Genomic DNA, 12,522 nt, shown 5'->3' with positions numbered 1-12,522 from the left:
TTTTAATAATAACTGTTATAACGATAATATAACAAATGATATAACTACAGTTGGATGTAATAGATTCAAAAAGGGGTTGATTATTATGAATCAAGACGAAAGAAGAATATTTTTAATAAAAGAATTATTAAAAGAAGACAAAAGATATAAAAATATCGAAATACCTAAAAATCCTACAGAGCAGGTTGATTTGCTTAGAGCACTTATGAATGTGCGTATGCCGAAAGAAATAAGCGAGGAATTTTTAAAGGTGCAAGATGAATATTTAAAAGAAGAAATAAACAAAAAAGGAATTGTGGATATAAATGACTTGGAGCCTATAAAAGAGGTTATAGATATAAGTAATTTAGAGTCTATAAAAGGGAGTGCTGATATAAATAAGTTAGAATCTATAAAAGAGATTTCTGATATAAATAATGTAAATCCTATACAAAAGGAGATTTATCTTTGGCAGGGCGACATAACAACTCTTCGTTGCGACGCTATTGTAAATGCGGCAAACAGTGCAATGACTGGGTGTTATGTTCCAAACCACAGATGTATTGACAATGCCATTCACTCATTTGCAGGGGTAGAGCTTAGACTTGAGTGTGATGAAATTATGAATAGACAAGGGTATGGCGAGCCGACGGGACAGGCAAAAATCACAAATGCATACAACTTGCCTTGCAAATATATAATCCACACAGTCGGCCCGATAATAAGTTATAAATTGACAAGTGAGGATTGTGAATTGCTTGCTAGTTGTTATAGATCTTGTTTAAACTTAGCAGCAAAAAACAACTTGGAGAGTATTGCGTTTTGTTGTATTTCGACAGGCGAGTTTCACTTCCCAAATGATAAAGCAGCCCAAATAGCTATAAAAACTGTTGAGGAATTTATGAAAAAAGATACTAGTGTAAAGAAGGTGATTTTCAATGTTTTCAAAGATATGGACAAAGAAATATACAGAGAATTACTCAAATAATATAGAAAAATTGAAAGAAATATTAGAAGATGCCGACGCTGTTGTGATTGGGGCAGGTTCTGGTCTATCAACATCAGCAGGACTGACTTATAGTGGTGAGAGATTTGAAAAATCACCCGGGTGAAAACCTCCAAACATCAAGTTATAACCCATAATTTAAACTATACTATAATTAAATAGAAAGTTTATATCTAGTAAAAATATTTTATTTAGGCTAATCAAGAAGGATACTTTATTTAGACTAAATAAAAAATATATCTTATTTAGACCTATCAAACAGGGGGGATTTTAGGTGAAGAGATTAACTGTTATTATATTATCATTAGTATTATCATTTGGTGTGGTTGGGTGTTCATCAAGTAGCAATGATGATAGTACTCAAAACCAAAAAGACGAGCAAACTCAACAAAAAGATACATCTACAACTTCGGAAATATCGACATTATTAAAAGATATGTATATAGTACTTAAGGATTCAGACGGGGGAACGAAAGATTGTAAAGATAAGCTAGTTAATTACGGAAAAGATATAAATAATGATATGTTGGCGAATAAGGACTATGGTCAAGATATGCAAAAATTAAAAGATGCTACAGAAAATTATGATTTAGAAAAAATAGCTAAGTATGTGTGTGACATTTTAAATAATATAGAAGGAAGTGACAAGTACAGCATAGAGATAAAATCAACAGATAATACAGATAAATCGAATAGCAATCAAAATACAAGCAACAAGTCAAATAACACAGATAAATCAAATAGTGATAAAAACACAAGTAATAAGTCAAGTAATACAAATCAAAATACAAGCAATAATACAAATAAAAATACTACAAACAAAAATAATAACACTAATAAAAATAACGACGACGAATATCAAAGTGGGGACTACGGAGATTATACAAAATGTCCACAATGCAAGAAAATGACATTCCATCCTGATGGATATTGCGAAAACTGTGGTTATAAAAAAGCAGGTAATGAAGATGGAGCTAACCATAGTTCTAAATGTGCAAACTGCGGAAGTGCAACTATAAATGCAGATGGAACTTGTCCATATTGCGGATATAAAAATTAGAGGGTATTTGATGAAGATGTACTACATTAAATAGTGTGAAAAGTAAGCAGGGTATATAAATAAGGAGCATATATGCTCCTATTTTTTTGTGGAAAATTTTAACAAAGAAGGCTAATGCAAAGAGTGAATAATATATAATTAAAATATAAGACTTAAAATAAACAAAACTGAGATTATATATTTTTTAGAAAGGAGTTTCAAAAAGGGGATATGGAATATATAAAGCAATATAATACGAATGAAGTCTATGTGAATGAGAAACTTACAGAAAAAATAGGGAAAATAAATTCATATCCGCTTACTGTGGTCGAGGCACCGATGGGATATGGAAAGACAACGGCGATAAAAATATATCTAAACAAATTTCACACGAATTACTATTGGCAAAATATCTACACAAATTCGGATATAGCGTTTTGGCAAGGCTTTTGCAGGATAATAAGCAAGATAGATTCAAATGCTGGTAGCCACCTAAAAAACATAGGTTTACCAAAGAATAGCATAAAGCTGGAGGAGTGTATTGAGCTTATAAATTCTATTTATATAAAAGATGAAATAGCGATAATTTTAGATGATTATCATTTAATAAATAATAAGAATTTAGATGAGCTGATATACAATTTGGTGAAATGTATGGACAACAAAATTCATCTCATAATAATTACGAGAAATAAGCCAAATATTGAGATTGAAGAACTCCAACTAAAAAAATTAGTCAATTATATTACGAAAAACTGCTTGGAATTTGAAAAGTATGATATAAAAAAATATTATAAACTTTGTGGTATAAATTTAAATACTTTAAATATAGATGATGTTTATAAAAAGAGTGAGGGGTGGATAAGTGCGATATATTTGCTTATGCTAAATTATATCGAATACAATACGATTGAGATAAGTGAAGATATATATGAACTTGTTGAAAAGCTGGTATATGAACCGTTTGAAGATAAGTTTAAGGACTTTTTGCTTAGATTATGCATATTTGATCAGTTTATATTGGAGCAAGTCAAATTTATAACTGGTGACGAAAATGTTGATTTATTGATAAAGGAATTGACTCAGGTCAATGCATTTGTGAAGTATGACAAGAAAAACAAAGTATACTTATTCCATGCAATTTTTAGAACGTGTTTGTTGGAAAAATTAAAAGAAAAAGACGATAATTATAAAAAAGAAGTATATAAAAAGGGTGGATTTTGGTTTTATAAAAACAGAAAATACGTTGTCAGTATGGGCTATTTTTATAAAGCTGGAGATTATGAAAACTTTTTAAATACATTGGTAGAGGACAAGGGAAACAGCATCACAGGAGAAATCAAGGACGAATTTATAAGATGTATGGAAAATTGTCCAAATGAATTTAAACAGAAAAATCATTTGGCGTTATTGGTATACGCAAGAAGGTTGTTTACTTACAATGAGATGGACTTGTTCGGGAAAGTTTGTGGGCAATTTTATGAAAATATAGCAAGAGATAAAAATATAGATGTTAAAGAGAAAAATCAACTGCTTGGGGAGATGAAACTTATACTTAGTTTTACAAAATACAACAATATAGAAGAGATGTCAAATCTTCATAAACAAGCGTATGAGTTGATGTACAAGCCTTCCACAATTATGACAAATAAATCTACATGGACTTTCGGTTCGCCGTCGATTTTATACATGTATTATAGAGAAAAGGGCAAACTACAAGAACAGCTTAGCATTATGAAAAATGCCATGCCTTATTATTATAAAATCACCCAAAATCATGGGATAGGTGCTGAGTATATTATGGAGGCCGAGGTCTGTTTTAATCAGGGGGATATATTAAACGCAGAAATAGCACTAGATAAGGCTATGCTTTTGTGTGATAAGTATTCGGGGGTTCTTTGCTGTGCTTTGTTTTTAAAATTAAGGATACTTATACATGAAGGCAAGTATGAAGAGTTTAGAACTTTGATGGATGAGATTGAAGAGAGGATTTATATAAATGATCTTCACATGTTTTCTGATACATTGGACATTATAAGAGCATATATATATTCCAATTTAAAAGAAGAGAGCAAGATTCCTAAGTGGATTGTAAATGGGAATTTTGAAAATACTAGATTATTATTTCCGACGATTTCTCTTGTGAATTTTATTTATTCAAAAGTGCTTATAACGAAAAAGGAATATGTTAAGGTCGTTGCACTTTATGAAAAATCTATGGCTATGGCAAAGATATTTCCCAATTTAATTTGTGAAGTTTTTGAAAATATACATATAGCAATAGCATACGATAATTTGTCTAAAAGAAAAGATGCAGTTGAAAAACTTGAAAAAGCGTTGGCAATAGCTCTAAGTGACAGACTATATATGATTTTTGCGGAAAATTATACTGATATAGAAGATTTATTAGATGAAATATATGAAAAAGGTAATTTTAAAGCACAGATAGACGAGATTAGAAGATTGCAAAAGCCTTATGATAAATTTTTAAAATTTGTTAAAAAAGAAAAATCGAGATTGGCTGAATTGTCGGAAAGAGAGCTAGAAGTTGCTAATTTAGCGGCACAAGGATTTACAAATAATGAAATAGCAAAAACATTATTTGTATCAGTAAACACAGTCAAAACAATATTAAAAGCAGTCTTTAAAAAATTATGTATAAAATCAAGACAAGAAATAAAAGATATTATAAAAAGCCAAAATAACAACGAAATCTAAGTTATAGCTACATTTTAAAAAACTTTTTTTGACAAAAAATACATCAAATTTAGATTATATCAAACTGCGATTTGGGATAATCTATTACTAAGTATTTTTTTATAGAGAGGAGAAGTAAAATGACTATTAGAGATAAATTTGAAGAAATGAAAGAACATCACGAAGGTAGAAAAGAATATCGCCATGAACTTAGAGATGAAAGAAAATTAGAACATGAATTAAAACACGACGTTAAAAAAGAAATAAAAGACATAACAAAACAAGATAAAGAATTAGGCCACGAAATAAAAAGAGAGGCAAAAGCAGATTATAAAGAATTTAAAAAAGACGAAAAAGAAGCTGAAAAATACGCAAAAGCAATAAATAAAGGAATGAAAGAATTACAAGAAGAAGAGAGAAAACAACAACATGAATTCGCTGAGATGTTGAAAAAACAAATGGAGAATGAATAAGATTATAATCAGTAGGATTTAATTCTGTTAAAACTTGGCTAATAAGTTAAACATGGATTGAAATTAAATTATGATTTTTCAAGTCCATATTTTGAGGTTAAGTGCAGAATAAAAAATACAAACGAGTGAGAAAATAAATAGGAATAGGAATAGGAATTGTATAATTTAGTATAATTCCTATTTTTATGTATTTATTGATATAAATATAACAAATAATCCTTGCATAACGAGTATTTATGATATACAATACTTGTAATACGAGGTTTTGTTTTAAATTAAAACCTCGCAATACGATGATTAGATTTTGGAGGTGAATTTGTGGAATTAAATAAGGAAATTTTAAAGGGGCATATAGATACTTTGATATTGGCGATACTTGAGAAGAAGGATTCTTATGGATTTGAAATAGCAAAAAATGTGCTTGATGAAACAACTTTTGAATTGAAAGATGGTACGTTATATATATCCTTGAAAAGGTTGGAATCTAAAGGATTGATAGAATCATACTGGCAAAGTAGCCAAGGTCCGGGGAATAGACGTAAATATTACAAAATAACAGAAGAGGGAATTCGTAATTTGGACTTAAAAGTTCAGGAATGGATTTTTGTAAAAAAAATAATGGACAAATATTTAGACGGGAGAAATTATAATGGAGAAAATAGATAAATATTTATACTTATTATATAAAGGGGACAATAGCTCGGAGGTCTTAGAGTTAAAGGAAGAACTGCGAGAACATTTAATATTATCTGCAAATGAATTTATAGAACAAGGATATACAGAAGAAGAGGCATATGATAAAGCTATCGAAAAATTTGATGGCGGTAAAGATATGTTAAATGAGTTACATAAAACGCTTAAGACAACTAAGCATAAAAATATAAAAAAACCTGAAAATATAAAATTGAAGAAGTTTAGTAGAAAGATATTGAGAAGTATATCGGCAATATGTTTAGTAACTGTTGCATTGATTATATTTCAAAGACATAAGTTAGACAGTACTGTTTTTTATGTCGAATCAAGATTAAATTCAAAATTAAACTATATAGTATCTTCAAATGAAATATATGATGTTTCAAAATATGAAGGTGAAATAAATAAGCTATTAAAAAACAAGCAATTTAAAAATGTAGTAAACCTTAGAATTTTTATGAATCCTGCAAAAGACTACAGTGGAGAAACTTTATATGAATATTCTACAGAATATAACAAAAATAATTGTCTTTTTAGTGTAGGCGGGACTGCTAATGAACTGACATCAAAAGGGGACAAAGCTTATTTTAGCGTTGAAATAAAGCATAATCCTTTAGTTAGAGATAACGACTTTTTTAGAAATGTTTTAGTTATAGGTATGATTAGTTTTTGTATAGAAATTATTTTATTGTTGAGATCTGTAATATTAAAATACAAGGGTAGAGTTAGGGTAAATATGGTTTAGTTTTTGATTTTTGGCAAGGGGAATGATGATTTATATTTTAATATAGTAGTGGGATAATTATATAAAAAGGTATAAGTCAGAGTTAGAAAAAACTAGCTAAATTTTAAGTTTAGCTAGTTTTTTTAAAAATTAAATTCTTTGAAATCCCTATTGACCCTAAATCTCAACACCATACACATCCTTATATATATCCTTCTTATATTTCTCAAACTCCTTTTCACCTATCGACTCAGGATAACTCATAATATTTAGCCTAAAAGGAGAGTCGCCTGGATTTAAAGGTTGTTGTAAATAATAAAAATCATTAAAAGAAAATCCTAGTTTCTCATAGAATGAAACTCTTTTTTTAGATGTATCGCAGTTTGGAGGTTCGACTTCTAAGAAGACTTTCTTGTCACATTTATTTAAATAATTTTTGATTAATGATGTACCGACACCTTTTCCTCTCAATTTGCTATCGACAGCTAAATGTTCTACATATACAAAATCGTTAAATTCCCAAATAGCCATCAGCGCCAAGACTTCATTATTTTCCTTAAATACGAAAGGGCGATAGTTACTTATAGAAAGCAAATCCTTTTGAGATGGATAATCTCTTCTTTCACTTTTGGGAAAAGAATTATCTAATATATTAAAAAATGAATCAAAATCTTTTTCATTCATATCTATAAATTCTTTGATATTATGCATAATTATATCTCCTTAATAATTTATATATTAATTATATTTTCATCTTATATTATAAATCTTCAAAAATGATTTACCAACTATAAAGTAGTTGTGTTTTGATATTTTTATGACTGGTTTGAAGTATATTATTCTATTTTTCAAATCAGTGAGTATAGAGCACTAGAATTTATAAATTTCATTTTCGCCTATCCATATACCTAAAATTTTAGTCCATAAGAATAGAATGAAGCTTATCTACACCAAATTATCTCACCCGCATGTTTGTCAAAGACGAGAACTTGTTTTCCACAGTAGAAAAAGGGAAACCAATAGATTTTGGCAGTTTAGTAAAATGTAATGAAGGTCAAATAGAAACAGTGACAATGGCACAAAAAAGCGGTGTAGGGATAACTGCTATGGCATTTGGACAAGGCGAAGGAGTAGGACCTCATGCAGCAAAAGGCGACGCAATGATATACATTCACGAAGGTGTTGCAACAGTGAAAATAGGTGACGACGTTATGGAAGCAAAAGCAGGAGAATTTGTAGTAATGCCAGCAAATATACAACATCAAGTAACTGCAAAAGAAGACATGAAGATGCTTTTAGTCGTAGTTAGAGAGGGATAGACTATGAAATATCTAAGAAATATCAAGCCTCACGAAGTTATCAAAATAACTGATATGATTAATCATTCAGGAAAATCGATAGCGAGCAAGGCTTTAATCGACAACGACCACACAGAAATAAGATTTTTCTCATTTCCAAAAGGCGAAAGTATAAGCAAAGAATACTACGAAATGGAAACGCTGTTTGTTATGTTAGAAGGCAGCGCAAAAATTGTATATAATAAAGACGACGAAAAGGTGATTAATCCTGGGGACATAATCGCTATGGAGTCTGATATAGAATATGGAGTTGAGGCTTTGACTGATATGAAGCTGTTTAATATATTGGTTAAGGTTGATTAGTGAGAACCGTATGCATGATGATTTTGATTGTTGTGTGTACGGTTTTTTGTTCAAATATACAAAAGTGTTGTGCGGTATAACGAAAAGTATAAATCGAGATTGAAAAAAACTTAACAAATAGATAGAATTAAATAAAAGATTCATAACAATATATTTTAAAGATGAAAAGCTTTTCAAAATAAAGTTTAATAAAATAATATCAAAAGGGGAAAAAGTAATGGAGACAAAAAAGGGAACACCAATAGTTACAGAGATGCAGGTAATACCTGTTGCAGGGTATGACAGTATGTTGATGACATTAAGTGGGGCTCATGCACCATATTTCACAAGAAATATAGTTATATTAAAAGATAGCTCAGGAAATACAGGAATAGGTGAAATTCATGGTGGTGATTATACATGCGAATCTTTAAGAAGTTGTATACCACTAGTAGTTGGAAAAGAGATAGGAAGATATCGTTCAATATTAAATGATATAAAAAATGCATCTACAAAAGCTGCAGGAGACGATGGTGAAGGTATACAAAGTTTAGATATTAGTAAATTAAAATTTGTAGTAAAGGCACAATGGGCAATAGAATGTGCATTACTTGACTTATTAGGACAACATTTAAATCTACCTATGTGCGAATTGTTAGGTGATGGAAAACAAAGAGATGAGATAGAGACACTTGGATATTTATTTTATGTAAGTGATAAAAATAAAGCGAAAGAACTACCATACTTAGATGAATCAGATAGTGATGATGCTTGGTTTAGACTTCGTAGAGAAGAGATGCTTACTCCAGAGAGAATTGTTGAGCAAGCGAAAACTCTTCATGAAAAATACGGATTTGTAAACTTCAAGCTAAAAGGTGGAGTGTTAAAAGGCGAAGAAGAGATGGAAGCTGTAAAAGCATTAAAACAAGCATTCCCACAAGGAAGAATAAATATCGACCCCAATGGTGCATGGAGCTTAGATGAGGCTATAAGAATATGTAAGCCTATGGAAGGTATACTTAGTTATGTGGAAGATCCATGTGGACCAGAAGCTGGATTTAGCAGTAGGGAGATAATGTGTGAATTTAAAAATGCAGTAAATATACCAGTTGCGACTAATATGATAGCAGTTAACTGGAGACAATTCTACCATGCGACTTCATTGAGAGCTGTCGATATAGTCCTTGCTGACCCTCATTTCTGGGGATTTGATGGAAGTGTTCGTATGGCACAAATATTAAACGATTGGGGACTAACTTGGGGTTCTCACTCAAACAACCACTTCGACATAACATTAACTGCGTTTGCACATGTTGCAGCAGCGGCACCAGGCAACCCAACAGCATTAGACACACATTGGATATGGCAAGATGGACAAAACTTATTAAAAGACACTCCATTAATAAAAAATGGATATCTACAAGTTCCAACTAAGCCAGGTCTTGGAGTGACTATCGATATGGATAGAGTTATGGAAGCTAACAAGTTATACAACGAGTTAGAAAGCCACGATAGAGATGACTCAATGGCTATGCAGTATTTAATAAAAGACTGGAAATTTGATTCTAAAAAACCTGCATTAGTAAGATAAATTAGAAATAGAGTGAGAAATAAAGTGTTTTATTTTAAATAAATTGATTAAAAGATAAATCAAAATATATAGAAAGAGATTTATAGAAAAGACTTCTATGGGTCTCTTTTTTTATGGAAATATTGGCTTTTAAAACTAATCATAAATAAAATATATCCTAAAACTTACCATTAATTATGATACTATATTAATATAACAATAGTTTATAAGGGGGTAGTGTTATGAGTAAGAGGTTATTTATAGTATCAATAGTGCTAGTTGTGTTATTTGGGGCAGTTGGATGTAGCAATAATATAGTTGATTATAAAAAAGCAGAGCAAGAGGAACAACAAAGCAGTAAATCAGTCGAACTATTTGTAAAAAGCAAGGGGTATAATTTTAATATTATTAAATATGAGGATGACAAAACAGTTGAACTAATAGACAATACAATAACAGATTCCTTTATAGACAACCAAAGTCTTTCAGTTAAGTTAAATGGATATAATTCTGTTAAAAGAAAATGGGATCAAAAGAATAAATTATTACTTGAAGATATAGACGAATACCGACAAGCAATGAAGACAATGGGATACGATATAAATATAAAAGTTTTGAGATGTAATGGAGACAGCAGCCAAAAATATTTCTGTGCTGTAAATGGAGATGTGAAATACGATAATTTATTTGAATATATAAATTAAGATTAAATGTAAATCTAAGATAATCTAAGTTATGTAAGTATAAAAACAAGGTATATATTACATAGAAACTATAGAAAAATAAATACAATAAATATATTTTTAAAAAGGTGTTATCAAATATAAAGATGACGCCTTTTTTTATTCTAAGGAAATTATACATTGCAAAAAACAACGAACGAAGTCGACTGGGCATAAACGAGGAAAATTCTAAGCAATGAATAAAGGAGTTGTGTATGGGAGATATGATTGCAGCGAATTTACTGTATAAATGCACAAATAAATAGTGAAAAAAATGTCAATTTGGATGATGAAATGGTCTAAGGAAATCGTTTATTATATAAGTATAAGCAATAAAAAAATAATATATATAAAGTTACACTTATATAAGTTAAAAAAATAACTAGAAAAATCAACAAAAGAGAGGGGATACAAAAGGGAAAATAATAGAGGCTATGGTAAGGAATTTAAACTAAAAAATATCTAATAAAATATCTAAGAAAATATTTATTTAATTTGAGGGGGAATAATATATGACATATTTAGCTTTCGTCGGTTTTGCAATGATGGTTTTAATAACATATTTATTGTTAAAGAAAAAAGTAAGTACATTAGTAGCATTTGGGATTATACCGATATTTGGTGCAATAATTGCAGGTTGTGCACTTTCAGAAATACCTGGATATATCTCATCAGGGTTAAATCTAACACTTGATATTACATTAATCATGCTTTTCTCAGTACCTTATTTCTCATTAATGAGTGATGCAGGTCTGTTTGATACAATCGTTAACTTTTTATTAAAACACAGTAAAATAAGTGCAGTAGTAGTATGTATAATAACAGTGGCAGTATCGTTAATAACAGAGATAGACGGTTCTGTAACATCAACATTTGTAATAACTATACCTATGTTATTACCATTATACAAAAAACTTAAAATGGATCCAAAAGTATTATTATTCTTATGTTCAGCATCAATGTGCGCAATGTTTAATACACCTTGGAACGGAAGAATTTTAAGAGCTGCAAGTTTAATGCCAGAGGTAGAAAATGCAACAAATTATATATTCATGCAATTGTTCCCAGTACAGCTAATATTAATAGGAATATTAATGGTATTTGCAGTAGTATTAGCTAAGAGGGAAGTAAGAAGAGGTGCATTAAAAGAGTTAGATAAAAGCGAATCTGCATCTAACATGATAGAGCCAACAGAATTATCTAGACCAAAATTATTCTGGTTCAACTTAATTTTAACAGTATTATTAATAGTTGCGTTAAGTATGGTTGATATACCTGATTATGCAGCATTTGCACTAGCATTAGTTATAGCTATTACTGTTAACTATAGAGATTTAAAATTACAAAACAAGTTGTTAAGCAAATATGCAGCGACATTATATCCAACAGCACCAGCAGTATTATTATCAGGTGTTGTAGTAGGGGTATTACAAGAAAGTGGTATGATGCAAGAGATGGTAAATTGCTTAGTAAGTATAATACCTACTGCAATGGGATCTTGGTTATACATAATAATCGCATTATTCAGTGTACCACTAATGATGATATTTACAAACGATACTTGGTATTATGCTCTTATACCAATTGTTGCAGCAATATGTGCTAAATTTGGTGTATCAAATGAGGTTGTAATAATGGCGTTAGTTATGAATATGGGGGCTATGATTTCACCAGTTGCACAACCGCAGATTTATCTGGCTTGTGATTTGGCAGACAAAACCGAGTTAGCCGACTATATAAGTTTCTCATTTGTTCCATTCTGTATATTAACAGTTTTATGGATAGGAAGTGGAATGCTTTTAGGAACATTTATATAAAAATTAAATAATAATATAGAGTTTATGAAAATGTAGAAAAACCCCTCACGATTGGTCAAATGCATATAAATGAGTGTATATATTGATCAAAGAAACGATGAAAGTTGTTTGTGAGGGGTTTAAAATAATTATTAGGAAAACATAATAAAGCGAAAATAAAGT

The 12,522-nt window shown here is 30.0% G+C and carries 13 protein-coding genes; 12 read left to right on the top strand and 1 reads right to left on the bottom strand.

From position 1 onward, the window contains the following. Positions 1-85 precede the first annotated feature (85 nt). The 7 genes from ABCM86_RS01115 to ABCM86_RS01085 all read left to right on the top strand — a co-directional run bounded on the left by ABCM86_RS01115 (position 86) and on the right by ABCM86_RS01085 (position 6,632). Positions 86-967 (top strand): protein-ADP-ribose hydrolase, encoded by an 882-nt coding sequence (locus tag ABCM86_RS01115; RefSeq protein WP_295779071.1) that lies wholly within the window; start codon positions 86-88, stop codon positions 965-967. After that, a complete protein-coding gene (locus ABCM86_RS01110) occupies positions 918-1,091 on the top strand; it encodes a hypothetical protein (protein ID WP_343003326.1) in 174 nt (57 codons plus the stop codon). Before ABCM86_RS01115 ends, ABCM86_RS01110 begins: the two co-directional genes overlap by 50 nt. A gap of 168 nt (positions 1,092-1,259) precedes the next feature. After that, positions 1,260-2,045: a hypothetical protein gene (locus tag ABCM86_RS01105; protein WP_343003283.1), complete on the top strand. Its 786-nt coding sequence runs from the start codon at positions 1,260-1,262 to the stop codon at positions 2,043-2,045. A 210-nt stretch (positions 2,046-2,255) separates the two neighbouring features. Further along, entirely contained in the window at positions 2,256-4,742 is a 2,487-nt protein-coding gene (locus ABCM86_RS01100; protein WP_343003282.1) for a LuxR C-terminal-related transcriptional regulator, read from the top strand. A 119-nt stretch (positions 4,743-4,861) separates the two neighbouring features. Beyond that, positions 4,862-5,194 (top strand): hypothetical protein, encoded by a 333-nt coding sequence (locus ABCM86_RS01095; protein WP_307993556.1) that lies wholly within the window; start codon positions 4,862-4,864, stop codon positions 5,192-5,194. Between the two features lie 318 nt (positions 5,195-5,512). Further along, complete coding sequence (locus tag ABCM86_RS01090; RefSeq protein ID WP_195928770.1) at positions 5,513-5,860, top strand: PadR family transcriptional regulator; 348 nt, start codon at positions 5,513-5,515, stop codon at positions 5,858-5,860. Further along, entirely contained in the window at positions 5,844-6,632 is a 789-nt protein-coding gene (locus ABCM86_RS01085) for a permease prefix domain 1-containing protein (RefSeq protein ID WP_343003281.1), read from the top strand. Before ABCM86_RS01090 ends, ABCM86_RS01085 begins: the two co-directional genes overlap by 17 nt. 156 nt (positions 6,633-6,788) lie before the next feature. Here ABCM86_RS01085 and ABCM86_RS01080 read toward each other — a convergent pair whose 3' ends face one another. Further along, positions 6,789-7,322, bottom strand: coding sequence for a GNAT family N-acetyltransferase (locus tag ABCM86_RS01080; protein WP_343003280.1), 534 nt, complete (start codon positions 7,320-7,322; stop codon positions 6,789-6,791). 278 nt (positions 7,323-7,600) lie between these two features. Here ABCM86_RS01080 and ABCM86_RS01075 point away from each other — a divergent pair, with 278 nt between their 5' ends. From ABCM86_RS01075 to ABCM86_RS01055, 5 genes are all read left to right on the top strand, one after another. Further along, the gene (locus tag ABCM86_RS01075) at positions 7,601-7,930 is read left to right on the top strand and encodes a cupin domain-containing protein (protein ID WP_343003279.1); all 330 of its coding nucleotides are present in this window, start codon (positions 7,601-7,603) and stop codon (positions 7,928-7,930) included. 3 nt (positions 7,931-7,933) lie between these two features. Further along, positions 7,934-8,272 carry a cupin gene (locus ABCM86_RS01070; RefSeq protein ID WP_343003278.1) on the top strand — a complete coding sequence of 113 codons (339 nt, stop codon included), beginning with the start codon at positions 7,934-7,936 and terminating at the stop codon, positions 8,270-8,272. Between the two features lie 217 nt (positions 8,273-8,489). Beyond that, on the top strand, positions 8,490-9,842 hold the full coding sequence (locus tag ABCM86_RS01065) for an enolase C-terminal domain-like protein (protein ID WP_343003277.1): 1,353 nt from the start codon (positions 8,490-8,492) through the stop codon (positions 9,840-9,842). A gap of 221 nt (positions 9,843-10,063) precedes the next feature. Beyond that, positions 10,064-10,525 (top strand): hypothetical protein, encoded by a 462-nt coding sequence (locus ABCM86_RS01060; protein ID WP_337814866.1) that lies wholly within the window; start codon positions 10,064-10,066, stop codon positions 10,523-10,525. A 530-nt stretch (positions 10,526-11,055) separates the two neighbouring features. Beyond that, the gene (locus tag ABCM86_RS01055) at positions 11,056-12,360 is read left to right on the top strand and encodes an SLC13 family permease (RefSeq protein WP_337814867.1); all 1,305 of its coding nucleotides are present in this window, start codon (positions 11,056-11,058) and stop codon (positions 12,358-12,360) included. Positions 12,361-12,522: the final 162 nt, after the last annotated feature.

Source organism: Clostridium sp. 2218st1_F5_2218SCRN_220325 (genome assembly GCF_039062665.1).
GTDB lineage: Bacteria > Bacillota > Clostridia > Peptostreptococcales > Peptostreptococcaceae > Intestinibacter.
This window is presented reverse-complemented; position numbering and strand designations above follow the sequence as displayed.